Source organism: Streptomyces sp. NBC_01622 (assembly GCF_045209635.1).
Lineage (GTDB): Bacteria > Actinomycetota > Actinomycetes > Streptomycetales > Streptomycetaceae > Streptomyces.
This window is the reverse complement of sequence record NZ_CP109293.1, coordinates 1,447,182-1,471,524: the sequence shown is the minus strand read 5'-3', so window position 1 is coordinate 1,471,524 and position 24,343 is coordinate 1,447,182. Positions and strand designations below refer to the sequence as shown.

General features: G+C 69.9%; 26 protein-coding genes. 15 read left to right on the top strand and 11 right to left on the bottom strand.

From position 1 onward, the window contains the following. Window positions 1–136 precede the first annotated feature (136 nt). The 3 genes from OH768_RS06780 to OH768_RS06770 all read left to right on the top strand — a co-directional run bounded on the left by OH768_RS06780 (window position 137) and on the right by OH768_RS06770 (window position 4,064). Window positions 137–859: a L,D-transpeptidase family protein gene (locus OH768_RS06780; protein ID WP_406465171.1), complete on the top strand. Its 723-nt coding sequence runs from the start codon at window positions 137–139 to the stop codon at window positions 857–859. A gap of 10 nt (window positions 860–869) precedes the next feature. Then, window positions 870–2,489 carry a peptide-N4-asparagine amidase gene (locus tag OH768_RS06775; protein ID WP_406451050.1) on the top strand — a complete coding sequence of 540 codons (1,620 nt, stop codon included), beginning with the start codon at window positions 870–872 and terminating at the stop codon, window positions 2,487–2,489. A gap of 174 nt (window positions 2,490–2,663) precedes the next feature. Next, window positions 2,664–4,064, top strand: coding sequence for a cation:dicarboxylate symporter family transporter (locus tag OH768_RS06770; RefSeq protein ID WP_406451048.1), 1,401 nt, complete (start codon window positions 2,664–2,666; stop codon window positions 4,062–4,064). 64 nt (window positions 4,065–4,128) lie between these two features. Here the strand turns inward: OH768_RS06770 and OH768_RS06765 are convergent, their stop codons facing one another. Further along, window positions 4,129–4,989, bottom strand: a complete 861-nt coding sequence (locus OH768_RS06765) for an SDR family NAD(P)-dependent oxidoreductase (RefSeq protein ID WP_406451046.1) — start codon at window positions 4,987–4,989, stop codon at window positions 4,129–4,131. Window positions 4,990–5,048: 59 nt separating this feature from the next. Between OH768_RS06765 and OH768_RS06760 the strand changes: the two genes are divergently transcribed. Next, a complete protein-coding gene (locus OH768_RS06760; RefSeq protein ID WP_406451044.1) occupies window positions 5,049–5,708 on the top strand; it encodes a TetR family transcriptional regulator in 660 nt (219 codons plus the stop codon). Window positions 5,709–5,723: 15 nt separating this feature from the next. Here OH768_RS06760 and OH768_RS06755 read toward each other — a convergent pair whose 3' ends face one another. Next, the gene (locus tag OH768_RS06755; RefSeq protein WP_406451042.1) at window positions 5,724–6,710 is read right to left on the bottom strand and encodes a GlxA family transcriptional regulator; all 987 of its coding nucleotides are present in this window, start codon (window positions 6,708–6,710) and stop codon (window positions 5,724–5,726) included. Between the two features lie 96 nt (window positions 6,711–6,806). Here OH768_RS06755 and OH768_RS06750 point away from each other — a divergent pair, with 96 nt between their 5' ends. Further along, window positions 6,807–7,445, top strand: a complete 639-nt coding sequence (locus tag OH768_RS06750) for an HD domain-containing protein (protein WP_406451040.1) — start codon at window positions 6,807–6,809, stop codon at window positions 7,443–7,445. 21 nt (window positions 7,446–7,466) lie between these two features. Here the strand turns inward: OH768_RS06750 and OH768_RS06745 are convergent, their stop codons facing one another. Then, entirely contained in the window at window positions 7,467–7,934 is a 468-nt protein-coding gene (locus tag OH768_RS06745; protein ID WP_406451038.1) for a MarR family winged helix-turn-helix transcriptional regulator, read from the bottom strand. 130 nt (window positions 7,935–8,064) lie between these two features. Here OH768_RS06745 and OH768_RS06740 point away from each other — a divergent pair, with 130 nt between their 5' ends. The 3 genes from OH768_RS06740 to OH768_RS06730 all read left to right on the top strand — a co-directional run bounded on the left by OH768_RS06740 (window position 8,065) and on the right by OH768_RS06730 (window position 11,039). After that, window positions 8,065–9,873: an ABC transporter ATP-binding protein gene (locus tag OH768_RS06740; RefSeq protein ID WP_406451036.1), complete on the top strand. Its 1,809-nt coding sequence runs from the start codon at window positions 8,065–8,067 to the stop codon at window positions 9,871–9,873. A 43-nt stretch (window positions 9,874–9,916) separates the two neighbouring features. Next, window positions 9,917–10,762, top strand: a complete 846-nt coding sequence (mltG, locus tag OH768_RS06735) for an endolytic transglycosylase MltG (RefSeq protein ID WP_406451034.1) — start codon at window positions 9,917–9,919, stop codon at window positions 10,760–10,762. A gap of 79 nt (window positions 10,763–10,841) precedes the next feature. Further along, window positions 10,842–11,039 carry a hypothetical protein gene (locus OH768_RS06730; RefSeq protein WP_406451032.1) on the top strand — a complete coding sequence of 66 codons (198 nt, stop codon included), beginning with the start codon at window positions 10,842–10,844 and terminating at the stop codon, window positions 11,037–11,039. Window positions 11,040–11,055: 16 nt separating this feature from the next. Here the strand turns inward: OH768_RS06730 and OH768_RS06725 are convergent, their stop codons facing one another. The 6 genes from OH768_RS06725 to OH768_RS06700 all read right to left on the bottom strand — a co-directional run bounded on the left by OH768_RS06725 (window position 11,056) and on the right by OH768_RS06700 (window position 16,241). Beyond that, window positions 11,056–12,132, bottom strand: coding sequence for an NAD(P)-binding domain-containing protein (locus OH768_RS06725; protein WP_406451030.1), 1,077 nt, complete (start codon window positions 12,130–12,132; stop codon window positions 11,056–11,058). 53 nt (window positions 12,133–12,185) lie between these two features. Next, complete coding sequence (locus tag OH768_RS06720; protein WP_406451028.1) at window positions 12,186–13,328, bottom strand: LLM class flavin-dependent oxidoreductase; 1,143 nt, start codon at window positions 13,326–13,328, stop codon at window positions 12,186–12,188. Window position 13,329: 1 nt separating this feature from the next. Then, the gene (locus tag OH768_RS06715; RefSeq protein WP_406451026.1) at window positions 13,330–14,355 is read right to left on the bottom strand and encodes an ABC transporter substrate-binding protein; all 1,026 of its coding nucleotides are present in this window, start codon (window positions 14,353–14,355) and stop codon (window positions 13,330–13,332) included. Between the two features lie 42 nt (window positions 14,356–14,397). Beyond that, the gene (locus OH768_RS06710; protein WP_406451024.1) at window positions 14,398–15,165 is read right to left on the bottom strand and encodes an ABC transporter ATP-binding protein; all 768 of its coding nucleotides are present in this window, start codon (window positions 15,163–15,165) and stop codon (window positions 14,398–14,400) included. Beyond that, window positions 15,138–16,031 (bottom strand): ABC transporter permease, encoded by an 894-nt coding sequence (locus OH768_RS06705; RefSeq protein WP_406451022.1) that lies wholly within the window; start codon window positions 16,029–16,031, stop codon window positions 15,138–15,140. Before OH768_RS06705 ends, OH768_RS06710 begins: the two co-directional genes overlap by 28 nt. A gap of 126 nt (window positions 16,032–16,157) precedes the next feature. Then, on the bottom strand, window positions 16,158–16,241 hold the full coding sequence (locus tag OH768_RS06700; protein ID WP_315986669.1) for a putative leader peptide: 84 nt from the start codon (window positions 16,239–16,241) through the stop codon (window positions 16,158–16,160). 122 nt (window positions 16,242–16,363) lie between these two features. Here OH768_RS06700 and OH768_RS06695 point away from each other — a divergent pair, with 122 nt between their 5' ends. Then, entirely contained in the window at window positions 16,364–16,786 is a 423-nt protein-coding gene (locus OH768_RS06695; protein ID WP_388103954.1) for a YjbQ family protein, read from the top strand. Between the two features lie 121 nt (window positions 16,787–16,907). Here the strand turns inward: OH768_RS06695 and OH768_RS06690 are convergent, their stop codons facing one another. Beyond that, window positions 16,908–17,396, bottom strand: coding sequence for a hypothetical protein (locus OH768_RS06690; protein WP_406451020.1), 489 nt, complete (start codon window positions 17,394–17,396; stop codon window positions 16,908–16,910). A gap of 635 nt (window positions 17,397–18,031) precedes the next feature. Next, the gene (locus OH768_RS06685) at window positions 18,032–18,931 is read right to left on the bottom strand and encodes a LacI family DNA-binding transcriptional regulator (RefSeq protein WP_406465170.1); all 900 of its coding nucleotides are present in this window, start codon (window positions 18,929–18,931) and stop codon (window positions 18,032–18,034) included. 881 nt (window positions 18,932–19,812) lie between these two features. On the opposite strand from OH768_RS06685, the gene OH768_RS06680 reads away from it, so the two are divergent. The 6 genes from OH768_RS06680 to OH768_RS06655 all read left to right on the top strand — a co-directional run bounded on the left by OH768_RS06680 (window position 19,813) and on the right by OH768_RS06655 (window position 24,285). Then, entirely contained in the window at window positions 19,813–21,153 is a 1,341-nt protein-coding gene (locus tag OH768_RS06680; protein WP_406451018.1) for an aminomethyl transferase family protein, read from the top strand. Window positions 21,154–21,376: 223 nt separating this feature from the next. Continuing rightward, window positions 21,377–22,249 (top strand): methylenetetrahydrofolate reductase, encoded by an 873-nt coding sequence (locus OH768_RS06675; protein WP_406451016.1) that lies wholly within the window; start codon window positions 21,377–21,379, stop codon window positions 22,247–22,249. Continuing rightward, on the top strand, window positions 22,246–23,154 hold the full coding sequence (gene purU / locus OH768_RS06670) for a formyltetrahydrofolate deformylase (RefSeq protein WP_406451014.1): 909 nt from the start codon (window positions 22,246–22,248) through the stop codon (window positions 23,152–23,154). The genes OH768_RS06675 and purU overlap by 4 nt, the downstream gene beginning before the upstream one ends. A gap of 206 nt (window positions 23,155–23,360) precedes the next feature. Then, window positions 23,361–23,990 carry a tetrahydrofolate dehydrogenase/cyclohydrolase catalytic domain-containing protein gene (locus tag OH768_RS06665; RefSeq protein WP_406451012.1) on the top strand — a complete coding sequence of 210 codons (630 nt, stop codon included), beginning with the start codon at window positions 23,361–23,363 and terminating at the stop codon, window positions 23,988–23,990. Continuing rightward, entirely contained in the window at window positions 23,987–24,127 is a 141-nt protein-coding gene (locus OH768_RS06660; RefSeq protein WP_406451010.1) for a hypothetical protein, read from the top strand. The genes OH768_RS06665 and OH768_RS06660 overlap by 4 nt, the downstream gene beginning before the upstream one ends. After that, window positions 24,124–24,285, top strand: a complete 162-nt coding sequence (locus OH768_RS06655) for a hypothetical protein (RefSeq protein ID WP_406451008.1) — start codon at window positions 24,124–24,126, stop codon at window positions 24,283–24,285. The genes OH768_RS06660 and OH768_RS06655 overlap by 4 nt, the downstream gene beginning before the upstream one ends. The last annotated feature ends 58 nt before the right edge of the window (window positions 24,286–24,343 follow it).

The following is a 24,343-nucleotide window of genomic DNA, read 5'->3' as shown; positions in this document are numbered from 1 at the left end:
GGAAGCAAGCGGTTTTCCCCACCGGGGGCCAGAACCGGCGTTCACCCATCCGTGGCGAAACGTCCGTTACCTCACGCAATGTCGTCGAACGCGATGTGATCATGGGCCGATGCAGAGTGGCGGCACACGACGTGCGATGGTCGCGATGGCGGCTCTCGGTTCCCTCCTGACGATGGCGACCCTGTCCGCGTGCGGAAGCACGGAAACAAGACACACCAGCGGCCGGGAGGGAAGACCGGGACTCCAGCCGGCCCACCCGCGAAAAGCCGTCGCCGCCCGGACCCGCATCCCGGATGTCGGCGACCGGCTCCACCGCGACATCCGCCCCGACACCCGCCAGGTCCTCGCGGTCTACGGCGACGGCAAGGACTCCCCGAACTCCACCGCCGTCCTGTTCACGAAGCACGGCTCCACCTGGGACCGGACCCGCAGCTGGCCCGCGCACAACGGCAAGCAGGGCTGGACCCTCGACCATCACCTCGACGATCGGCGCAGCCCTGTCGGCGTGTTCACGCTGACCGCCGCGGGCGGTGTGCTCGACGACCCGGGCACGGCACTCCCGTACTCCCAGGACGAGTCGTACGAGGCGCCGCGCGACTGGGACGAGTCGCACCGGCACGACTTCGACTACGTCATTGCCATCGACTACAACCGCGTCAAGGGCACCCCGCCCGACGACGCCGAACAGCCCGAGGGCGAGGACAAGGGCGGCGGGATCTGGCTGCATCTGGACCACGGCGGCGGTACGTCGGCCTGCGTCAGCCTGCCCAAGGAGGCGATGGAGTACCTGCTGCGCACCCTCGACCCGGAGCAGCATCCCGTGGTGCTGATGGGGGACAGGGCGGACCTCAAGGGGTAGAACACCGCCCATGAGAAGCCGGATAGTCATGTCCATGCTCGCCGGGGCGACCCTCCTGGCGAGCGCCCTTCTAGGCGTGAGCCCCGCCCGGGCGGCCGATGGGAAGACCCCGTCAGTCGATGTCCCCGCCGAGTTCGGCACCGACTGGCACGACCCCTTGACCGCCGCCCCACCCATCGCCAGGCCCGCCGCCAAGTCCTGCCAAGTCACCCTCGCCGACACCGAGTTCCGCGACTTCACCCCCTACGAGGGCACCTACGCACCGCCCAAGGCCTGCGGCGACCACTGGAGCAAGGTCGTGCTCCGCCTCGACGGCACGGTCAAGGGGCGCCAGTACGACCGGCTCGGCTACCTGCATGTCGGCGGGGTCGAGATCCTGCGCACCTCGACACCGGAGCCCTCGCCCGACGGCATCGCGTGGTCCGTCGAGAAGGACGTCACGCGCTACAGCGCCACCTTCCGCAGCACACAGAACGTCGAGATGCTCATCGGCAACGTCGTCGACGACACCTACACCGGAGTCATCGGCGTCAAGGCCACGCTGACGTTCTACGAGGGGAGACCCGCGGCGGCGCAGACCCCCGACCGCGTCCTCACCCTCGGCACCGACTCGACCGTCACCACCCCGCGCAACAGCGAACGCATCGTCGCCGAGGTGTACGCCACGGGATCCGGCGGCGGCTGCGAGGAGTTCTGGTATCTCGCGGTGCCCGACTCGGCGCCGTACTCCTGCCAGGCCGACAAGGGCCCCTACCGCGAGGTGCAGATCAAGGTCGACGGCCAACTCGCCGGAATCGCCGCGCCGTTCCCGAACGTGTGGACCGGCGGCTGGTCGGACCCCTTCCTCTGGTACGTCATTCCGGGCCCCCGCGCCTTCGACGTCAAGCCGATCGAATACGACCTCACACCCTTCGCCGGGCTGCTCGACGACGGCCGCCCGCACCATGTCGACGTCTCCGTCGTGGGCGTGCCCGAGGGGCAGAGCGGTTGGAGCGCGCCGGTGAACGTGCTCGTCTGGCAGGACGCGCAGCGCGCCCATGTCACCGGAAAGCTCACGCTGGACAGGGCTGGCGAGCCCGCCAACTCCTCGACGTACACGCCCGGTTCGGAGGAACGCGTGGACACCGACGCGGGTCATCGGCTTACCGTCGCCGGTTACGTCGACACCTCGCACGGGCGGGTGGCGACCACTGTCGACCGGAAGCTCACGAACACCTCCGTGCACCGCTGGATCGACGGCGAGAACATGGACGGGCTCGACGCGACCTGGACGGACGACGAGTCGGTGACCGTCGACGGACGGGGACCGGCCCGGACGACGGCCACACATCGGACGTACACGATGAACGGTGCGACGACGATCGGGACGGACGACCGGCTGCGTACCGTTCTCACGCTCGGCGACCGGGCGGCGGTCGTCGACACGCGGGACGGGCGGCGGACCGGATGGTCGCGGTTCGACGACACCTACAGCGGGGACGCGACGTACACGCTCAATGTGCCCCGTGATCAGCGGCATGCCGTCGGGACGTCGAGCGAACGCTATCGGCTGTACGGCTCGGGCGGCTGCTACGACCGTTCGCTGGCGACCGCGCAGGGGGTGCTGACCGAGGACCGCAGCGGCTGCTGAGCCGTCGTGCGTGCGACGCGTCACTCAGGTGCGTGTTTTACACGGCTGTCACACGGAGGTTTTCCAGGGGATCAACGACGGCTCCAAAGTGATCCACCGGAAGCCACTTTCCGTATCGCAGAAGTCACCCCACTCGACTTCCGCGAACGACCGTCCCCCCTCCAAGGAGTGCCCGTGCCGCCGTCCGTCCCGTCCCTGCCGCGACGCGTCGCACGCATATTGCGTACCTCTCTCTTCGCGCAGGTCGCCTGCGCGCTCGTCCTCGGAATCCTCGTCGGAAAGCTGTGGCCCGACGTGGCCACGGACTTCCAGCCCCTCGGCGACGGATTCACCCGGCTGATCAAGACGATCATCTCGCCGCTCGTGTTCTGTGTGGTCGTCGTAGGCATCGCCAAGGCCGGTGACCTCAAGGCCTTCGGCCGGATCGGCCTCAAGGCACTGATCTGGTTCGAGGTCGCCAGCACCGCGGCGCTGATCATCGGCCTTGTCCTCGGCAACGTGGTCCAGCCCGGCTCCGGAATGCACGTCGACCCGTCCACCCTCAACACCTCGGCGGTGGACGCGAAGACGGGCGGTGCCGCGCTGCCCTCGACGACCGAGTTCATCGTCAACGCGCTGCCCACCAGCTTCGTGGGCGCCTTCGCCGAGAACTCGCTGCTCCAAGTCCTCATCCTGGCCTGCCTGGTGGGCGCCGCGCTGCTCCACCTCGGCAACACCAAGGTGCCGAAGGTCCTGCCCGCGATCGAGCAGGCCCAGGAGATCATCTTCGCGATCGTCGGCTTCGTCATGCGGCTCGCCCCGCTCGCCGTGTTCGGCGCGATGGCCGTCCTCGTCGGCCAGTACGGGCTCGGCGTGATCAAGACCTACGCCAAGCTGATCATCCTCTGCTACGTCGCCGCCGCGCTCTTCGTCGCGCTGCTCGCCGTCGCGCTGCGGCTGGTCACCGGGCTCAGCCTGTGGAAGTTCCTCCGCTACATCCGTGAGGAGATGCTCCTCGCGCTCGGCACCGCCTCCACCGAGTCCGTCATGCCGCGCGTGATGCAGAAGCTGCGCAAGGCCGGCGCCCGTGACGACGCGGTGGGCCTGGTGCTGCCCACCGGCTACTCCTTCAACCTCGACGGCGCCTCCCTCTACCTGTCCATCGGCACGCTGTTCATCGCCCAGGCCGTCGGCGTCGACCTCAGCCTCGGCCAGCAGATCACCGTGATCCTGGTACTCATGCTCACCAGCAAGGGCATGGCCGGCATCCCCGGTTCAGCCTTCCTCGCCCTGTCCGCGACCGCTTCCTCGCTGGGCGCGATCCCGGCCGGCGCGGTCGCCCTGCTTCTCGGTGTGGACCGCATCATGGACTCGATGCGTGTCGTCACCAACCTCCTCGGCAACTGCGTCGCCGTCTTCGCGGTCTCCCGCTGGGAAGGCGCGCTGGACATCGAGCGGGCGAAGAAGGTCCTCGACGGCGAGATCGCGGTCGTAGAAGACGATGTCGTGGAGAACGACGTTGTGGAGAACGATGTGGAGGCGGACGCGGAGATCCCCGCGCAACTCGTCAAGGAGCCGGCGTCCGAGGCCAGTTGACCCCTGTTGTGACGGGTCGCGGCTCCTGATCCGCCCATGTGGCGGGGGATCGCGGCCCGTTCTTCTATGCGTGGTCGACGAGCTCGACCGGGTAGGGCTGGTCGAAGTCCGCCGAGCGGCTCACCGGTTCCCATGCGGTTGCCTGTGCGATCTGGTCGTGGGAGTAGTTCTGCGCGAGCTCCACGGCGGCGGCGCCCAGGAGGAGGTGGGAGGGCAGGGCCGGCTGCTTGACGATCCGGACCAGGATCTCCCCGGCGCGCTTCGGATCGCCCGCGGCGGCCACGGGACCGTCGAAGAGGCGGATCATCGCGCCGACGGTCTCGTCGTACTCCGGAGCCACATCCGGGATCTGCATCGACGATCCGGCCCAGTCGGTCGCGAAGCCGGCCGGTTCCACGACGAGGTACCTGATGCCGAACGGCGCGGTCTCGGCCGCGAGGACGCGGGTGAAGCCGTCGACCGCGAACTTCGCCGCCTGGTACGAGCCGAGCCCGGGGTTCCCGCCGACCCGGCCGCCGACGGACGAGAACTGTACGACCGTGCCGGCGCCCTGCGCCTTGAGGAACGGGAGTGCTGCCGTCGAGACGTTGTAGACCCCCCAGAAGTTCGTGTCGAACTGGCGGCGGAAGTCCTCCTCGGGGGTCGTCTCGATCGGGGAGAGGTTGGCGTACCCGGCGTTGTTCACGACCACGTCGATCCCGTCGAAGCGGTCGACTCCGGCTTGTAGAGCGGCCGTTGCCGCCGCTCGGTCGGTGACGTCGAGCGCGACGGGCAGTACGCGGTCGCCGTACTCCTTCACGAGGTCGTCCAACTGCTCCGGCTTGCGTGCCGTGGCGACGACCCGGTCGCCGGCTTCCAGGGCGGCAACGGTGAGGCTGCGGCCGAAGCCGCGGGATGAACCGGTGATGAACCATGTCTGTGTCATGGGTCTAGCAAAACACTGTTTCGTTATTAGTGCAACCGGGTTGCGCTATGCTCTGCGTCATGAGCACGCCCAGCCCGCAACGCGCCCGCAGCGCCGCGGCCAAGCAGCAGCGTGAGCGGGCGATTCTCGATGCCGCCCGGTCCCTCGGCGCCGATCGCAGCGTCCGCGAGGTAACGCTCACGGACATCGCCGCGGCCGTGGGCATGCACAAGTCCGCCATGCTGCGGTACTTCGAGACGAGGGAGCAGATCTTCCTGGCGCTGACCGCCGAGGGCTGGGAGGACTGGTCGGGAGCGCTCCGCGCGCGGCTACGCGAGTTCGTCGACGCGGATCCCGGCGCGGTCGCGGCCGTCGTCGCGCAGTCGCTCGTAGCGCGGCCGTTCTTCTGCGACCTGCTGGCCCAGGCGCCGTTGAACCTGGAACGCAATGTCTCCATGGAGTCCGTGTACGAGTTCAAGACGGTCGTACTCGGTGAAGTCGCCGCGTTGGCAGCCGAGTTGTGCCGACTGTTCGCGATCACCGAACGCGCCGCCATCGATGTGGTCGCCACGGCCACGAGCATGGCCGGGGCGCTGTGGCAGATGGCGGCCCCGGGCACCGGCCTCCGTGCGCTCTATGAGACCCGCCCCGAGCTGGCGCACGCGGTGGTCGACGTCGAACCCCAACTCGCCCGCATCCTGAGCGCGTTGCTGGAGGGGATGCGGTCTACCGCGACGTGAGGCGAAACCGGGGGCTCATGGTGTGGGCGTACGGCCGTGCGTGCTCGCGAAACGGCTGCGGTAGTGCGTCGGTGTGGTGTCCAGATGGCGGGCGAAGGCGCGGCGGAGGGTCTCGTCGGTGCCGAGCCCGCTGTGGTGTGCCGCGGAGGTGACGCTGTGGCCTTCGAGGAGAAGGTGCTGGGCGCGGTCGAGACGGACCCGTTCGACCCAACGGGCGGGTGTGGTGCCGAGTTCGGTGCGGAAGAGTCGGGTCAGGTGCCGTGTGCTGACGGCCGCGGTCGCCGCCATGGCGGGCAGGTTGTGATCGGCGGCGGGGTCGGCCAGCACGGCCGCGATCAGCGACCGTAGGGGATCGGTGCGCGGTGGCGGGGTGGTGGTCGCCGCGGAGAACTGCGACTGGCCGCCCGGGCGTTGCATGAAGACGACCAGCTCGCGTGCGACCTCCCGGGCCACGGCCGCTCCGTGGTCGTCCTCGACGAGCGCGAGCGCCAGATCGATCCCGGCACTGATGCCCGCCGAGGTGACGAACCGCCCGTCGCGGATGTGGATGGCGTCCGGCTCGACGTGAACCCGGGGATAACGGCGGGCCAGAGTCGCGGCCTGCCGCCAGTGGGTCGTGGCCGAACGGCCGTCGAGCAGGCCGAGTTCGGCGAGGACGAAGGCGCCCGTGCAGACGGACGTGACCCGTGAGGTCCGATCGGCGAGGGTGCGGGTCGTGCTCAACAGCTCCTCCTCGGCGGGCTGTTGGGCCAGCCGGTCGCCCCCGGCCACCACGACTGTCCCGACCGGCCCGGCGTCGAGCGCGGTCACCGTGCCGCTCAGCGTCAGCCCGTTGGCGGCGGTCACCGGTCCGCCGCCGGGAGACACCAGCACCAGTTCGTACGGGTGCCCGAGCTTGCCCGACTGGTGCAGCACCTCGGCGGGGCCGCTGACGTCGAGCATGGTCACGCCGTCGAAGACGACGAATCCCACGCGATGAGGCCCGCCCGCGGTCGCCGTCATGTCCGAATCCGTGGTTTTCGTGGCTCTGAGGACATGGCCCCAGCGTACTCCGCCGAAGATCCTGGAGACACGGGCCATCGAGGAGAGGGAAGAACGATGAATGAAGTGATCGCAGGCGTGGAGATCCCGGACACCGCTCTGGTGCGGGAGGCGACCGAGCTGGTGCGCGAGGCCGCACTGCCGCTGGTGTTCGCCCACTCCCGGCGGGTGTTCCTGTGGGGAGCCCTGCGCGGCCGGGAGCAGCGGCTCGACTACGACCCCGAGCTGCTCTACGTGGGCGCGATGTTCCACGACCTGGGGCTCACCGAGAAGTTCCGCCGCACCGACCAGCGCTTCGAGATCGACGGTGCCGACGAGGCGCGCCGCTTCCTGCGCGCCCACGGCATCGCCGGCGAGCCGGCCGACCGGGTCTGGACGAGCATCGCCCTGCACACCACACCGGAGATCCCGCTGCGCATGGCGCCCGAGATCGCGCCGGTCACCCGTGGCGTGGAGCTGGACGTCCTGGGTATCGGCTACCACGCCGTCTCCGACGAGCAGCGCGCGGCCGTCGTGGCGGCGCATCCCCGCCCGGACTTCAAGAACGGGATCCTCGCCGCCTTCACCGAGGGCGTCAAGGACCGCCCCGAGACCACCTTCGGCAACATCAAGGCGGATGTCCTGGCCCACTTCGTACCGGGCTTCGTGCGCGGCGACTTCGTCGAGAAGATCAAGGACTCGGACTGGCCGGAGTGACGCCGTGGCGACCGCCGGTGGTCAGCAGGTCCGCCCGTGCTCCTCATGGGCGCCGGGCGCTCCGTCCACCAGCGTGTCCAGCAAGGTCCGCAACACCTCGCGCTCCACATCCGTGAGCGGCGCGAGGATCTCGTCCGCGGCGCCCCGCCGCGCACTCCGCAGCTCGCTGAGCGCCTTGCGGCCGTCGTCCGTGATCTCGATCCGGATGACCCGCCGGTTGGACGGGTCGGGCACCCGCCGCACCTTGCCGCTCGCCTCCAGGCCGTCGACCAGTGTCGTCACGGCACGCGGCACCACCTCGAGGCGCTCCGCGAGGTCGGCCATGCGTGGCGGCGAGCCGAAGTGCGCGAGGGTGCGCAGCAGCCGGGACTGGGCCGGGGTGATACCGAGGTCGCGCTGCTCCAGATGGCGCTTCTGGATCCGGTGCACCCGGCGGGTGAGCCGCAGCAGCTGCTCCGCGAGGAGGCCGTCGGAATCGGGGGTGGTCATGTGGGAACAATATCAGGACCTGGTTCATTGTGAGTATAGGTAACAATGAGCTATGCTCCACGAGGTCTCATCGCTCCACGAGCTCTGAGCGCCTGACCAGTCCTGATCGCCTCACCATCCGTAGGAGACCATGCCCCGCGACGAAATCAGATGGACACCGTCCCCAGGCACCTCGACCGACCAACCCCGGCAGGTGCGCCGCATCCTCAGGCTCTTCAAGCCCTACCGCGCCCGGCTCACGGTCGTCGGCCTCCTGGTCGGCGCCGCGTCCCTGGTCACTGTGGCGACCCCGTTCCTGCTGAAGGAGACGCTGGACGTCGCCATCCCGCAGGGCCGCACCGGACTGCTGAGCCTGCTCGCGCTCGGCATGATCCTGAGCGCCGTCCTGACCAGCATCTTCGGCGTCCTGCAGACCCTGATCTCCACGACGGTCGGCCAGCGCGTCATGCACGACCTGCGCACGGCGGTCTACGGTCGGCTGCAGCGCATGTCGCTCGCCTTCTTCACCCGGACCCGCACCGGCGAGGTCCAGTCCCGTATAGCCAACGACATCGGCGGCATGCAGGCCACCGTCACCTCCACGGCCACCTCCCTGGTCTCCAACCTGACCAGCGTGGTCGCCACGATCATCGCGATGATCGCCCTGGACTGGCGGCTCACCGTCGTCTCGCTGCTGCTGCTCCCGGTCTTCGTGTGGATCAGCCGCAGGGTCGGCAACGAACGCAAGAAGATCGCCACCCAGCGCCAGAAGCAGATGGCGGTGATGGCCGCGACGGTCACCGAGTCGCTGTCCGTCAGTGGCATCCTGCTCGGCCGCACCATGGGCCGCTCCGACTCGCTCACCCAGTCCTTCTCCGAGGAGTCCGAGGGCCTGGTCGACCTGGAAGTCAGGTCGAACATGGCGGGACGCTGGCGCATGGCCGTCATCTCGATCGTCATGGCCGCGATGCCCGCCGTCATCTACTGGACCGCCGGAATCGCCCTCCAGATGGGTGGCCCGGACGTCTCGATCGGCACCATCGTCGCCTTCGTCTCGCTCCAGCAGGGCCTGTTCCGCCCGGCCGTCAGCCTGCTGTCGACCGGCGTCCAGATCCAGACCTCGCTGGCGCTCTTCGCCCGCATCTTCGAGTACCTCGACCTCCCGATCGACATCACCGAACGCGAGAACCCGGTCCACCTGGACAGCATCAAGGGTGAAGTCGCCTTCCAGGAGGTCGAGTTCCGATACGACAGCAACGACAAGCGCCGTCCGATCCTCGACGGCATCGACATCACCGTCCCGGCCGGCAGCAGCCTCGCGATCGTCGGCCCGACCGGCGCCGGAAAGTCGACCCTCGGCTATCTCGCGCCCCGGCTCTACGACGTGACGGGCGGCCGGGTCACTCTCGACGGGGTCGACGTCCGCGACCTGGACTTCGACACGCTCGCGCGTGCCGTCGGCGTCGTCTCCCAGGAGACGTACCTCTTCCACGCCACGGTCGCCGACAACCTCCGCTTCGCGAAGCCGGACGCCACCGACGAGGAGCTGTATGCGGCGGCGCGAGCGGCGCAGATCCACGAGCACATCGCGGGCCTGCCCGACGGGTACGACACGGTCGTCGGCGAGCGCGGCCACCGGTTCTCCGGCGGCGAGAAGCAGCGGCTGGCCATCGCGCGCACGATCCTGCGCGACCCGCCGGTGCTCATCCTCGACGAGGCGACCAGCGCCCTCGACAACCGCACCGAAGCGGCCGTCCAGGACGCCATCGACGCCCTGTCGGCCAACCGCACCACGCTCACCATCGCCCACCGCCTGTCCACCATCCGCGGCGCGGACCAGATCGTGGTCCTCGACTCCGGGCACGTGGCGGAACGGGGCACGCACGAAGAACTGCTGGAACTGGACGGGCGGTACGCGGCTCTCGTACGCCGGGATGCCCAACTGGAACCGACAAGCTGAAGATATGCCGGGATTGTGACGATATGCGGGTTACCGTGCCCGCATGCAGATGAATACTCCGCCACGGAGCACGATTCGACTGACCCGCCGGGGCCGGGTCGCCCTCATCGCGACCGGGGCCGTCGTGGCCGGCACCGCCGTGGCGGTGCCGCTGCTCGTCCTGGAGGACGAAGGGGACGCGCGCCCCACCTCACTGGTCATCCCGGAGGGCTGGCGCTCGGGCCAGATCTACGAAGCCGTCGACAAGGCCCTCGCGCTCCCGGCCGGCACCACCAAGAAGTCCATCCCGAAGGCCGGCCTCAAGCTGCCGAACGACGCGGAGGGCAACCCCGAGGGCTATCTCTTCCCGGCGACCTATCCGCTGAAGGAGAAGGCCACGCCGGAGTCGCTGCTGTCGTTCATGGTCAACACCGCGAGCCAGAAGTTCAACGGCGCCCCGGTCGCCGCCGGCGCCCAGCGCAACGCGATGAACGTCTACCAGGCGGTCACCATCGCGAGCATCGTGCAGGCCGAGGCGGCCTCCAAGGCCGACATGGGGAAGGTGGCCCGGGTCATCTTCAACCGCCTCGAACGCGGGATGCCCCTGCAGATGGACTCGACCGTCAACTACGCGCTCAACCGCACCACGTTGAGGACGACCACGAGCGACACCCGGGTCGACAGCCCCTACAACTCCTACCAGCGCATGGGCCTGCCGCCCACCCCGATCGACAACCCGGGCGAGGACGCGATGCGCGCCGCGATCAACCCGCCCCCGGGCGACTGGCTGTACTTCGTCACGGTCAAGCCCGGCGACACCCGCTTCGCGGCCACCTACGAGGAACACCAGCGCAACGTCGCCGAGTTCAACGCGGCCCGGAAGAGCGGCAGTTCGCAGCCCACGAAGTGACCCGCCCGGGACAGCGTCAGACGGCACCGGCTCCCCGGCCAGCAGCCGTCCGATGTCCCGTGGGGCTGCGCGGAGGCGTTTGCGGACGGTCTCCGCGATGGGCGGGGCGGTGTTCGGTGGTGGCAGTTTCTCCGGCGGGGAGTTGCCTGATGTCGCCCATGGCCACGCGGCCGGCGCCGTAGAAGCTGCTGGCGGGCAGCCCGTAGCCGATGAGTCGGAGCTGCGCATCAGCGACGGCATGCGTGCCTTCGACGCCTCCGCCCCGCGTACGAAGTGACGCCGCCGGAACGACCTCAGACCGCGATCGGCTCCCCGGCCAGCAGTCGTCTGATGTCCCGTACGGCCGCACGCCCCGCGCGGTTGGCGCCGATGGTGCTCGCGGAGGGTCCGTAGCCGACGAGATGGATGCGCGGATCCGCGGTCGCCCGGGTGCCGTCGAGGCGGATGCCGCCGCCCGGGCCGCGCAGCTTCAGCGGTGCCAGGTGGTCGATCGCCGCCCGGAAGCCGGTCGCCCACAGGATGACATCGGCGTCCACATGCCGGCCGTCGTCCCAGTCCACGCCGTCGGGGGTGATCCGGTCGAACATCGGCTGCCGGTCCAGGACTCCGTCCGCGATGGCCTGCCGGATCGCGTCGTTCAACGGCAGCCCGGTCACGGAGACCACGCTCCTCGGCGGCAGCCCCTGCCGCACCCGCTCCTCCACCAGCGCGACGGCCGCCCGTCCCACGTCCTCGGTGAACGGACCCTCACGGAAGACCGGCGGACGCCGGGTCACCCACGTCGTCGCCGCCGCATACGGGGCCAGCTCCATCAGATGCTGCGTACCGGACGCGCCCCCGCCCACCACGACCACCCGCAGCCGGGCGAATTCCTCGGGCCCCGGATACTGCGCGGTGTGCAACTGCCGCCCCCGGAACGTCTCCTGACCCGGATAGCGCGGCCAGAACGGCCGGTCCCAGGTGCCGGTCGCGTTGATCAGCGCCCGCGTCGACCAGGTCCCGTCGGACGTCTCGACGAGCAGCCGCCCGCCCTCGCCCTCCCGCACCGCCTTCACGTCCACCGGCCGTCGTACCCGCAGGTCGAAGGCGCGCTCGTAGGCGGCGAAGTACGCGGCGATCACCTCGGCGGACGGGCGGGCCGGATCGGCGTCGGTGAGTTCCATGCCCGGCAGCGCGTGCATCCCGTGTACCTTGCCGTACGTCAGTGACGGCCACCGGAACTGCCAGGCGCCGCCCGGCGCGGGCGCGTGGTCCAGCACCACGAAGTCGCGCTCCGGCTCGAAACCTGTGCGCCGCAGGTGATAGGCGCCGGCGAGTCCTGCCTGCCCGGCGCCTATGACGACCACGTCGACCTCACGAGGGTTGTTCACGCTTCTACGAACAGAACCGGGGCCGTGGATCTTCCCGGAATGCTCCCGATCCCTCAGCGCCCGCCGCCCACCAGGAACGGCACACCCGTCCGCGCCGCCCCCTCGACCAGCCCGCGCGCCGCCAGCTCGGGAATCACGCCCTCTCCGAACCAGTAGGCCTCCTCCAGATGCGGATACCCGGACAGCACGAAGTGCTCGACACCCAGCGAGTGGTACTCCTCGATCAGATCGGCGACCTCGGCATGGCTGCCCACGAGCGCGGTGCCCGCGCCGCCCCGGACGAGACCGACCCCAGCCCACAGGTTCGGGTGGATCTCCAACTCGTCGCGCGAACCGCCGTGCAGCGCCAGCATCCGCTGCTGGCCCAGCGACTCGCTGCGCCCGTGGGCGGTCTGCGCCGCCGCGATCGTGTCCGCGTCGAGGTCGTCGAGCAGCCGGTTCGCGGTCGCCCACGCCTCGGCCGACGAGTCCCGCGAGATCGTGTGCAGCCGCACCCCGAACCGCACGTCCCGCCCCTCGCGCTCGCCGAGCCCGCGAATCCAGTCGATCTTCTCCTTTACCTGCGCCGGCGGTTCTCCCCAGGTGAGATACACGTCCGCATGCCGGGCAGCCACCGGCCCGGCCGCCGCCGACGAACCACCGAAGAACACCTGCGGCACCGGATCGGGCGGCAGCGCGGTGAGCCCGCCCTCGACCTGGTAGTGGACACCGTCGAAGTCGTACGGCTCTCCCCGCCACACCCCTCGTACGACCGACAGGAACTCGTCCGTACGGGCGTACCGCCGGTCGTGGTCGAGATGGTCGCCGAAGCGCCGCTGCTCGGCGGAGTCGCCGCCGGTCACGACATTGAGCAACAGCCGCCCGCGCGTGAGGCGTTGATAGGTCGCCGCCATCTGCGCGGCCAGCGTCGGCGAGATCACTCCCGGCCTGAACGCCACCAGGAACTTCAGCCGCTCGGTGTGCTGCGCGAGCGCCACGGTGGTCAGCCAGGCGTCCTCGCACCAGGTGCCGGTCGGCGTCAGCACCGCCTCGAAGCCCAACTGCTCGGCCGCCTTGGCGATTTGGGCCAGGTACTCGATGTCCGGCGGGCGCACCCCGCGGACCGACCCCGCGCGGTTGGGCCCGTAGGCGTGCCGGTCGACGAGCGTACGGCCGTCGCCGCCGGTCGGCAGGAACCAGTGGAGACGGACGGTCATGTCACTTCTCCTTGTAGACGCGCGGCGCGGTCGTCGAGACCGGCAGACTGCCGTTGAAACGGGTGTCGACGAACTGGGCGAAATCAACCTTGCCGGGGATCAGCTTCAACGCGGTGAACTGGTCCGCGATCGCCTGCTCCGAGGCAATCAGCGGCTTGTCCACGGCGACCGCGATCCGGGAGGCGTTGGTGCGCTTCACCGAGGCCAGCGCCACCGCATACGGCAGCCCGGTGTCCTTCGCCCACACCTTGGCCCACGCCTCGGGGTGGTCGTAGACCCAGTCCTGGGCGCGCCGCAGCCGCTCCAGATAGTCCTTGATGGCCGCGGCCTTCTTGCCGTCCGCCAGCGCGGAAGGCGCCGCCACCTGGAAGTTGAGCCCGTTGACCAGACCCTGACCGGTCGTCAGGATGCGGCCCTGCTTCGCTTCGAGGATCTGCGAGGTGTACGGGTCCCACACCGTCCAGGCGTCCACCTTGCCGCTGGTGAACGCGGCCAGCGCGTCGGCCGGCTGGAGGTACTTGACCTTGACGTCGCTCAGGGTCAGTCCGGCCGCCTTGAGGGAGGCGATCAGTTGGTAGTGCGCGGAGGAGCCCTGCGCCACGGCGATGGACTTGCCCTTGAGCTGTGCGGGACTGGTCAGCTTGGAGTCCTTCGGCACGAGGATGGCCTCGCCCTCGGAGTTGCCGTGCCAGGCGGCCACCACCTTGATCTTGGATCCCGCGCCCGCGGCGAACACCGGCGGGGTGTTGCCGACGCCGCCGATGTCGACGGCCTTGGCGTTGACGGCCTCCAGGAGTGGCGGGCCGGAGGTGAACGTGGACCACTTGATCTTGTAGTCGAGGCTCTTGAGTTCACCGGCGGCCCGCAGGATGGCCTCCGAACCACCCTTCTGGTCACCGACATTGAGCGTGACGGAACCCGTGCCGTCGGTGTCTGTCCCCGTGCTGGCGGACGAGTTGCCGCCGCAGGCGGTGAGCAGGAGGGCGAAGGGGAGGAGCAGTGCGGCGGGGACGAGGCGACGTCGCATGGGGCATCCGTTCTGTGCAAGTGAGCGTTGAGTGGGGGGAGTTCAGGCGGCTTCGGCGGCCGTGTCGACGCCGAGGCGTTCCAGGAGCCCGGCGCGTAGTTCGGCGAACCGGGGCTCGGTGATGTCACGCGGGCGGTCCAGGTCGATGCGCTGCTCGTGCGCGATGACACCGTCGTCCATCACCAGGACACGGTCGGCGAGCAGCACGGCCTCCTCGACGTCGTGGGTCACCAACAGGACGGCGCAGCCCCGCCGTTGCCACAGCTCGCCCACCAGCCGCTGGGCCTTGATGCGGGTGAGCGCGTCGAGCGCGCCGAACGGCTCGTCGAGCAGCAGCAGATCGGGCTCGCGCACCAGGGCACGGGCCAGCGCGGCACGCTGGGCCTCACCGCCGGACAGCGTCTTGGGCCAGGCGTCGGCGTGGTCCCCGAGCCCGACCTCTGCCAACGCCTGTTCCGCCACGGCCCGTTCGGGCTTGCCGGGCAGCCCGAGCAGGACGTTGCGCCACACCTTCTTCCATGGCATCAGCCGGGGCGCCTGGAACGCGACGGCCTTGCGACGCGGCACGAGGACGGTGCCCTCGATGTCCCGGTCGAGCCCGGCGAGGATGCGCAGCAACGTGGACTTGCCGCAGCCGCTGCGGCCGAGCAGTGCCACGAACTCGCCCTGCCGTACGACGAGTTGAAGCCTGTCGATGACGGGACGGCCGTCGAAGGAGCGGGTCAGCCCCTCGACCCGTACCGCCTGCGCGGTCGCCGGCGCCTCAGCCGCCGATCGTGCGGTCACCGGCCCGTGAACGTCGGTCGCCATTGCAGCAGCAGCCTTTCGAGGGTTCGTACGACGAAGTCGGCCAGCAGGCCGAGGAAGGCGTAGACGATCAGACAGACCACGATCACGTCGGTCTGCAGGAAGTCCCGCGCCTGCACCATGAGGAAGCCGATCCCGGCGTCCGCGTTGATCTGCTCGGCGAAGACGAGCGCCAGCCAGGCGATACCGAGGGAGTAGCGCAGCCCGGTCATCGCGTTGGGCAGCGCGCCCGGCAGCACCACATGCCGCACCAGCCCCCAGCGGGACAGCCCCAGCGACTCGCCGGCCTCGATCAACTGGCTGTCCACGCCCCGGATTCCGGCGTAGACGTTGAGATACAGCGGGAAGGTCACACCAAGCGTGATGATGGCGACCTTGGGAGCCTCGCCGATACCGAACCAGATGATGAACAGCGGGATCAGCCCCACGAAGGGCACGGTCCGCAGCATCTGCACGGGCGCGTCGACCAGGTCCTCGCCGATCCTGAACAGACCGGAGACGAGGGCGAGTCCGGTGCCGATGACGGTGCCGAGCAGCAGTCCGATCGCGACGCGCTGGAGCGAGGTGGCCATGGCCGAGGGCAGCGAACCGCTGTCGATCAGATCCCAGCCGACATGAGCGATCCGCCCGGGCGAGGCGAGCACGTCGGAGGTCAACACACTGGTGCCGCTGAGGAGTTGCCACAAGGCGAGCAGTGCGAGCGGGCCGGTGGTGCGGCGCAGCCAGCGGGGGACGCGGGTGCGGCGGGAGGAGGTGGGGACGAGGGGGACGAGATCGAGGGGCGCGCGGTCGTCCGGGCCGGTCTTCGAGGTGGATATACGGGAAATGTCGGGCCCGGAGGAGCCGGGTGGCGCATGGCTGATGCTCATGGGTGCTCCACGGAGTGGGGAGAGCGTCCGGTGAGGAAGGGGATACGCCTCAACGCCGCCACGTCACGACGGTGTGCGCGGGCGCGACGGAGTGCGGGAAAGGAGGGGGTGAGGCGGAAGAAGGCGTCAGCAGCCGCGACAACACGCGGCGGAGGCCACCCGCAGCAGGTCGATGTGACCGCGCGTGGTGAGCAGAACTGAACGCAACATGCGGCCGAAACTAGGTCAGATGGCGTGCCACGGTCAACGGTGTCTCGCGGACTGGACCCCTCGTATCACGGGCCGGTCGACCGACCGGGTGGGCGACCCGGCGTATGGGTCAGGATGGGTGCATGTCAGCTGCCTTCACCACCCGAGTTCTGCACGTCGCCACCGGCTCCCGGGAGCGGGTCATGGATCTGACCCGTGACTGCGAGGCCTTCCTGCGGGAGGCGGCGGCCGGCCGTGACGGCCTCCTCAACGTCTTCGTCCCGCACGCCACCGCGGGCGTCGCGATCCTCGAAACGGGCGCCGGCAGCGACGACGACCTCCTCGCCGCGCTGCACACCCTCCTCCCCGCCGACGACCGCTGGCAGCACCGCCACGGCAGCCCCGGACACGGCCGCGACCACGTCCTCCCGGCCTTCGTACCACCGCACGCGACGCTGCCGGTGCTGGGCGGGCGGCTGGAGTTGGGGACGTGGCAGTCGGTCTGCCTGGTCGACACCAACACCGACAATGCCGACCGTCTCGTGCGGTTGAGCTTCCTGGGATGAGCCGGATCGTCCCGGGTGTGGCCGTCGATGCGGAGAGTGCCTGTTGGGGCTACGTCGGCTGTCGCGCATGACGCCGTGATCACGCCGGCCGCATCAAGATCGTCTCACCCGGCCCACCGCCTCACGAAGGTGCCATGGAATGACCGGCCGCACGTCGCCGGCCGGGCCACAGGTCGTCATACGAGGCATCCATGAACTGCACCTGCGGCCCGCGCAGTGCCGATGCGTCGGCAATCTCGCCCCGGGCCGCCTCGGCGAGGCGCGCCGCCCAGCGATACGCGGCGCCCCGCAGGGGCTCGCTTCTGGCAGCCAGGTCGATTTCCGCCTGCGCAAGCCACAGGTCGTCGACGAGCCGGTCGAGCACGGGATCCGACGTGGCCTGTCCATCGGCCACGCGCGCGAGCGCCGCCTTCTCCACCTGTGACGCGATGCTCAGGAACTTAAGGATCACGTTCTTGAGCTCCGCACGGTGCGCGGCCGACTCCTGTATCTCAAGCCGCCGGGCACTCGCTCGCGACACCAGATACTGGCCGAACAGCGACCCGCCCGCGCCGAGCGCAACACCTGCCAGAGACAACAGCGCCGGCCCCAAGGTTCCCCAAGATCCCATGACAGGAGTCTCTCAACTCCCCGTCTCTCGGGCGGCCGTCAGGCCATGGAGAGCGACACCCTCAGCAGGGGACCCTCCGGATCGGTGAAGTGCTGCGCGACATCCCGCACGATCGTGCTGAGCGGTTCGGGCTACGAGGCGTGCTTCCGGCGGCGTGCTTCCGTCGGTCGAGCACGGGCTGGAGGCGCCGGTGCCCGCACCTCTGGTGACAGTCCCCGTGGGTGTCGCGATCACCGTTGGCGGCAAAAGTCCTGACCGCCGACTCGCACGGGAGTAAGTCGGCGGAGCTGCGCAATGTGCGGCCGTTGTGGTGGCGGCGGGGCGAAGCCGTTCACGGTGCCTGGCGTCGTGAGTGACCCGGCTCGGGGTGTCGCGGCTGATGGGTGCAGCCCGAACGGGCGGGCACGCCGAAGGGATGGACGCCTTCGTCGAGTCCGCGCGGCCTCCGCGTCCGGCCTCCGGTCGCTGAGCCGAGCCTGGCCGCGGGCCCGGAGGCGGTGCTCGCCCATGCCGGGGAGAGCGCAGGTCCTCCGGTCGGCGCAGGCACGGTCATGACGCAGAACTCCGCCCGTCGACGGGGACCGCAGTCACCGCGACGGGACGGCGAAGCCGCAACCGTGAAGTGGCCCGCTCCGTCAGACCGACTCGCGGACGACGACCCGTGCGGGCGGGGGCTCCAGGCCACTGGTGTCGAGCCCCAGGGCGAGCCGGGCGCTGAGCCGGCCGTGGGCCTCGCCGTCGACATGGATCGTGGTCAGCGAGGGGATGACGTGTTCGCCGTAGCCGGTGTCGTCGAAGCCGATCACGGCCGTGTCGTCCGGCACGCGCCGGCCCAGGTCGCGCAGGGCGGTGAGGACGCGCAGGGCCATGTCGTCGTTGAAGCCGGCGATCGCGGTCACCTCGGGGGCTTGGGCGAAGAGCGCGTTGACGGCGTCGGCGCAGGCGGGCCGGTCGTGGGGGGCGGTGAAGGACACCGGAGTGGGGATGCCGAGGTTCTGCGCGGCATGGCCGGCGAAGCGAAGCCGGGCCTCGGCGAGCGGTGACTCGGTGTCCGGCAGCGCCAGGGCGATGCGGGTGTGACCGTGGTCGACGAGGTGGCGGAGTTGGAGAGCGGCGTGGGCGGCGAGACCGTTGCGCCAGCCGCCTCCCAGGTCGTCGAGGGCGTGACCGGTGAGGTACGTCTCGCCGAAGCGGATCACCGCGCGGGGGACGATGGCGTCGAGGACCTGCTGCGTGGACTGCGCGGTGTGGTGGCCGTGCCGGACCAGGAGGACGTGGTCGTGGGCGGCCAGCTCCGTGTCGAGTCCGTGGATGTAGCTGCGGGAGTACGCGCCTTCCATGCCCGCGTCGATGTTCAGGACGACGACCCGCGAGGTGCCTTCGCGCAGTGCTCGCGCCACGCCGTGCGGAACGTAGCCGAGAGTTCGGGCCGCCTGCTTCACCCGGTCGCGGGTGGCGGCCGAGATCGTCTGGTGAGGGTCGTCGTTGAGAACGAAACTGACGGTGGCGCGAGAAACACCGCTCGCCGCGGCCACGTCGTTCAACGTGACTCTTCTGGAAGTCCCCATCACCCCTGCTCTGACGCTGCCGTGTGCACCTGAGTCCCGGCGACACGGCGTTCACCCATTGTAAGGAGGCCCACGGGAGCCGAAGCATGGGCGACTGCGGGACCCCGGATCGGGCGCGTATCGGGAGTTCCGCGTCCCTCTGTATCCTCGCGGCGTCGCGCCGAGCCGTCGGAAAGCCGGGCGAGGGGTGGTACGCCGCGGCGCCGCCGGAAGGCCGGCCGTGGCTCCCTCGCCGGTCATCGTTCACGATCACCGGCGGCCGAAGGTCGCTCGATGACCGGCTCGGCTTCCCGGACGGGCTCCAGCCGGTCGGCTGCCCACCGGCTCACCGCATCTCTCAAGGCAGGACGTCGGCCTCATGACCTCGAATCCAACGAATCACCCGCATCACAGACCCGTCCGTCCGTCCGTACGTACGTCGTCATCGGTGACACGCACCTGGCCGGCCGGGTGTGCAGTGTGCCCTTCACACCTCGTCCGACGCGGTGCGGTACCTCCCGCGTCCACGTGATCCCGAACTGCGCGCGGCGCTGGCCCTGAGGCCGGCGGGCGTGGCTGTGCTGCTCCACGACGGCGTCGCGGCCCTGCGCTACGCCCTGGCCTGCACGCGGTGTGTGTGGCCGCTGCCTGGGCGGGTGACCGCCGGTTTCCGGCGTCGGAGACCGGCGTGCGGGGCCAGTGCAGAAAGGTGCTGCGCGAGTCTCGCCAAGCTCCCAACCCGTCTGCTAGCTTGCGCTAGATCGTTCTAGCGATCTCCTTTTTCTCCTGAAGTGAGCCGATTGTGGCGAGCCGCGTCACTCACTAGATCGATTTAGTACTTCAGGGAGATGGCTTTGAGAGGAGCCGCAATGGCAATCCCCAGTCTTCAGGACGGCATCGACAAGGCCGGTTCGCCCATCGGTCTGCTGTGGCAGCCGAACGCCGAGCCGTGGACCCCGGAGGTGGTCGAGCGGGAGTACGTCGGATGGCGCCAGGAGCAGGCGGCCTGGCACGAGGGCGTCGCCCTGCTCAACCTCTCGCACCACATGTACGACCTGTGGATCGAGGGCCCCGACGCCACCCGCGTGCTGGCCGAGTACGGCGCCAACAACTTCGAGAAGTTCGCGATCGGCCAGGCCAAGCAGTACGTACCGGTCACTCGGGACGGCAAGATCGTCACCGACGGCATCCTCCTGCGGCGTGCCGAGAACAAGTACCTCCTCAGCGGTGTCCCCGCCGCCCAGCACTGGGTGCAGTACCACGCGGAGAAGGGCGGCTACGACGTCGGCTTCGAGACCGACACGTCCTCCGCCTTCCGTCCCGGCGGCGGTGATCCCAGGCTGTTCCGCTACCAGATCCAGGGTCCGCTGGCACTGGAGCTGATCGAGAAGGTCTTCGGCGGGCCGCTGCCGGAGACCAAGTTCTTCCACTCCACACCGGTCACCCTGGACGGCCGCAACTTCGAGGCGCTGCGCCACGGCATGGCCGGGCAGGCCGGCTACGAGTTCATCGGCCCGTGGGAGCACGCCGCGTACGTGCACGAGGCGTTCCTCAAGGCCGGTGAGCCGCTGGGCCTGGTGCAGGTCGGCGCGCTGGCGTACACCACGCCGAGCGTGGAGAGCGGCTGGATCCCCTCGCCGGTCCCGGGTATCTACGCGGACCCCGAACTCGCGGAATACCGTGCCTGGTTGCCCCTGTTCGGCATCGAGGGAAAGCGTCCCCTCAACGGCAGCTACTTCTCGGAGGACATCGCCGACTACTACGTCTCCCCGTACGAGCTGGGCTACGGCAAGCTGATCCACTTCGGGCACGACTTCCACGGCCGTGACGCCCTGCTCAAGGCGAAGGACGAGCCCCGCCGCACCAAGGTCACCCTGGTCTTCGACGCCGACGATGTACGCCGGGTCGTCGGCGGGGGAGAGGACCCCGGCTTCGTTCTCACCTACGCCCGCCACCGGGTGGAGACCTCGGCCGGACTGGTCGGCGCGACCATGCAGACCGCGTCCATCGACCCCGTCGGCACCGTGCTGGCGCAGACGCTGATCGACTCCGCGCACGCCGAGTCCGGCACCGAGGTGACCGTCGTCTGGGGCGAGCACCCCGGCCCCGGTACCGACCCCGAGGCCGACCTCGGGTTCCCGCGCATCCGCGCCACCGTCCAGGCCAGCCCGTTCGACCGGCACGCGCGCACGGAGTACCGGCGCGGGTAGCTCCGCTGGATGCCGGTGAGTCGTCTGCGGGTCTGTGGGGGCTGGTCGCGCAGTTCCCCGCGCCCCTGCACGGCGGGTGGCCGGAGGCAGCGTTACGCATCCGGCCACCCGCCGCCGCTCCCCGCCTTGCCCGGTTCCCCCTTCTCCGGGCCGAGAGGCCCACCCCGCCGCCGGTCGGGCCACGTGCCCCGCGGCCTGCCCTTCCCTATCGACAAGGAGCACGATGAACCCCCTCGGCACACCCACGGCGGCGGTGAGCACATCGCTGCTGGAGGACTTCTCCCTGGAGATGACGGGCAAGGACGTCCCGAAGCTGGAAGAGGCCCGGCACTCCATCCCGCAGGGCACCCGCATCAACGTCACCTTCCTCGGCAACGAGAACCTCGAACTGCGCCTGCAGGCGTCCCGGGCGGTGAAACGCCTCGGCTTCGTGCCAGTACCGCACATCTCCGCCCGACGCCTCGGCTCGCAGGCCGAGTTCGAGGAATTCCTCGCCCGGCTCCGGGCCGACGGCACCTGCGCCAACGTCTTCACCGTCGGCGGCGACCCCACCCGTCCCGAGGGCCCCTACGAGGACTCGCTCGCGCTGATCGAGACGGGACTGCTGCGGGAGTACGGCGTCCGGCACGTCAGTATCAGCGGCTACCCCGAGGGCCACCCGGACATCGCCGGGGACGCGCTGTGGTCCGCGCTGCGCGAGAAGAACGCGTCCATCGCCGCACAGGAACTCGACGGCAGCGTCATCACCCAGTTCGGCTTCGACGTGGATCCCGTCCTGGCCTGGCTGGAGCAGGTCCGCGGAGAGGGCATCACGCTCCCCGTCCGGATCGGCGTCCCCGGACCGGCCGGTGTGCGGCGCCTGATGTCGTACGCCACCCGGTTCGGCGTCGGCACCAGCGCCTCCATCGCCAAGAAGTACGGCCTGTCCATCACCAACCTGATGGGCACCGCCGGCCCCGACAAGTTCCTGCGCGCACTCGCGGACGGCTACGACCCGGCCCGCCACGGAGACATAAAGATCCACTTCTACACCTTCGGCGGCCTGCGGGCCACGTCCGAGTGGATCGCCCAGTTCAGGAAGGACAACCTCGTATGACCGTCACGCAGGCCGCACCCACCGGCATCGCCAAGAAGACCGGGGGAGCGGGTCACCAGGCGTCGCTGATCGTCCAGGGTGCCGACGCCACCGGCATCGTCGCGGCCGTGACCTCGGTCCTCGGGCGGCACGGCGCCAACATCGTCTCCCTCGACCAGTACTCCGACAACCCGCAGGGCGGCGCCTTCTTCCAGCGCACGGTGTTCGGGCTGGACGGCCTGCGGGCCGAACTGCCCGGTCTGCGCGCCGACTTCGACAAGGAGCTGGTGAAGCCGTACGGCCTCAGCTGCACCCTGCGCGACCTGTCCGTGCCGAAGCGGGTGGCGATCTTCGCCTCCAAGTCCGACCACTGCCTGCTCGACCTGCTCTGGCGCCACCGGCAGGGTCAACTCCCGGTCAGCATCGCCATGGTGATCTCCAATCACCCGGACACGGCGGAGGAGGTGCGGTCGTTCGGCATCCCCTTCTTCCACGTCCCCTCCATGGGAGCGGACAAGTCGGCCGCCGAGGCCGAACATCTGCGGCTCCTCAAGGACAACGTCGACTTCGTCGTCCTCGCCCGCTACATGCAGATCCTCTCCGGCGACTTCATCGAACGGGTCGGCGTACCGATCATCAACATCCACCACTCCTTCCTGCCCGCCTTCATCGGCGCCGGCCCCTACGCCAAGGCCAGGGAACGCGGCGTGAAGCTGGTGGGTGCCACCGCCCACTACGTCACCGAGGACCTCGACGAGGGCCCGATCATCGAGCAGGACGTCGTGCGCGTCAGCCACGCCCACACCGCCGGCGACCTCACCCGTCGCGGCGCCGACGTCGAACGCGCCGTACTGTCCCGCGCGGTGCTGTGGCACGCCGAGGACCGGGTCATCCGCAACGGCAAGCACACCATCGTCTTCGCCTGAACCACGTCTCGTCCCAACGCCCGTGCAGGGAACGGTGGTTGTGTCGCGCCCCCGGTTACCGGGGGCGGTGGACACGGCAGGCCCCCGCGTCCGGCGCGCGGTCCCGGCGCCGTACATTCGCACATCCGCGGTCGGCCCGTAGCGATCTCGGCAGGTAGTCCTCTTCGCCGGGTGCAGCGTTCACCAGCAGAAAGCGGTTCGCCATCATGACAACCACCATCGACGGGGCCCGGATCGCCCGTGACATCCGGGCCCGGGTCGCCGAACGGGTCGCCGAGACGGCGGCCTGCGGACGGGTGCCCGGTCTGGCGACCATCCTGGTCGGCGACGACCCGGCCAGCGCCGTCTACGTCGCCGCCAAACGCCGCGCCATCCGCGAGGCCGGCATGCGCGACTTCCACCGGCACCTCTCCCGGCACGCTTCCGGGGACGAAGTCGCCGCGGTCATCGACGAGTTGGCGGCCGACCCGGACGTCTCCGGCATCCTCCTCCAACTGCCCCTGCCCGCCCAGCTCGACGCCGCCACCCTGATCGACCGGATCCCCGCGGCCAAGGACGTCGACGGCCTGACCACGGCCGGCGCCGGCCGGCTGGCCCGCGGCGAACGAGGACTGCGCCCCTGCACCCCGAGCGGCGTCATCGAACTCCTCGACGCCGAAGGCATCGAACTCAGGGGCGCATGCGTCGCCGTCGTCGGCTGCGGTACGAGCTGCACGGGCCGACCGAGCACGCCAACGAGATCTGGGCCGCGGTCGTGGCGGGCGGGCAGGACGCCGGCATCCGCCAACTCGGCTTCCGCGCCCAGCCTGTTCAGCACATCGAGGCCGGGATCGTGACCAACGGCCTGGACTGTCTGCCGGCATCGATCCTCACACCGGGTGCGCCGAGGCAGTTCCGCAAGGGCGTCCCCGACCGCGACTTCGTCGGCCGGGACGCTCTGGTCGAGGACGCCGAAAAGGGCGTACCGCGATGATCTCCCTGTGTGTACTCGACGCCGCCCATACGGCACCCGGCACGGAGGTCGTCGTCCTGTTGGGCCGACCGGGCACCCCGCGGCGGGAGATCCGGGCGAGGGTCACCGCGCTGCCGTTCAAGCCGGACAACCGGCGCACCGACGTCACCGCACTGTGACCGCCCAGGCCGGAGCCGCGCCCGGTTCCGGTGGCCGTGCTCACCGGATGGGGAGGGC

Bases quoted from the DNA above. Each gene is read 5' to 3' on its own strand.
- OH768_RS06780 (WP_406465171.1), top strand. From the start codon at position 137: ATGGTCGCGATGGCGGCTCTCGGTTCCCTCCTGACGATGGCGACCCTG.
- OH768_RS06775 (WP_406451050.1), top strand. From the start codon at position 870: ATGAGAAGCCGGATAGTCATGTCCATGCTCGCCGGGGCGACCCTCCTG.
- OH768_RS06765 (WP_406451046.1), bottom strand. From the start codon at position 4,989: ATGACACAGACATGGTTCATCACCGGTTCATCCCGCGGCTTCGGCCGC.
- OH768_RS06760 (WP_406451044.1), top strand. From the start codon at position 5,049: ATGAGCACGCCCAGCCCGCAACGCGCCCGCAGCGCCGCGGCCAAGCAG.
- OH768_RS06755 (WP_406451042.1), bottom strand. From the start codon at position 6,710: ATGACGGCGACCGCGGGCGGGCCTCATCGCGTGGGATTCGTCGTCTTC.
- OH768_RS06750 (WP_406451040.1), top strand. From the start codon at position 6,807: ATGAATGAAGTGATCGCAGGCGTGGAGATCCCGGACACCGCTCTGGTG.
- OH768_RS06745 (WP_406451038.1), bottom strand. From the start codon at position 7,934: ATGACCACCCCCGATTCCGACGGCCTCCTCGCGGAGCAGCTGCTGCGG.
- OH768_RS06740 (WP_406451036.1), top strand. From the start codon at position 8,065: ATGCCCCGCGACGAAATCAGATGGACACCGTCCCCAGGCACCTCGACC.
- mltG (WP_406451034.1), top strand. From the start codon at position 9,917: ATGCAGATGAATACTCCGCCACGGAGCACGATTCGACTGACCCGCCGG.
- OH768_RS06720 (WP_406451028.1), bottom strand. From the start codon at position 13,328: ATGACCGTCCGTCTCCACTGGTTCCTGCCGACCGGCGGCGACGGCCGT.
- OH768_RS06715 (WP_406451026.1), bottom strand. From the start codon at position 14,355: ATGCGACGTCGCCTCGTCCCCGCCGCACTGCTCCTCCCCTTCGCCCTC.
- OH768_RS06710 (WP_406451024.1), bottom strand. From the start codon at position 15,165: ATGGCGACCGACGTTCACGGGCCGGTGACCGCACGATCGGCGGCTGAG.
- OH768_RS06705 (WP_406451022.1), bottom strand. From the start codon at position 16,031: ATGAGCATCAGCCATGCGCCACCCGGCTCCTCCGGGCCCGACATTTCC.
- OH768_RS06700 (WP_315986669.1), bottom strand. From the start codon at position 16,241: ATGTTGCGTTCAGTTCTGCTCACCACGCGCGGTCACATCGACCTGCTG.
- OH768_RS06695 (WP_388103954.1), top strand. From the start codon at position 16,364: ATGTCAGCTGCCTTCACCACCCGAGTTCTGCACGTCGCCACCGGCTCC.
- OH768_RS06690 (WP_406451020.1), bottom strand. From the start codon at position 17,396: ATGGGATCTTGGGGAACCTTGGGGCCGGCGCTGTTGTCTCTGGCAGGT.
- OH768_RS06680 (WP_406451018.1), top strand. From the start codon at position 19,813: ATGGCAATCCCCAGTCTTCAGGACGGCATCGACAAGGCCGGTTCGCCC.
- OH768_RS06675 (WP_406451016.1), top strand. From the start codon at position 21,377: ATGAACCCCCTCGGCACACCCACGGCGGCGGTGAGCACATCGCTGCTG.
- purU (WP_406451014.1), top strand. From the start codon at position 22,246: ATGACCGTCACGCAGGCCGCACCCACCGGCATCGCCAAGAAGACCGGG.
- OH768_RS06665 (WP_406451012.1), top strand. From the start codon at position 23,361: ATGACAACCACCATCGACGGGGCCCGGATCGCCCGTGACATCCGGGCC.
- OH768_RS06655 (WP_406451008.1), top strand. From the start codon at position 24,124: ATGATCTCCCTGTGTGTACTCGACGCCGCCCATACGGCACCCGGCACG.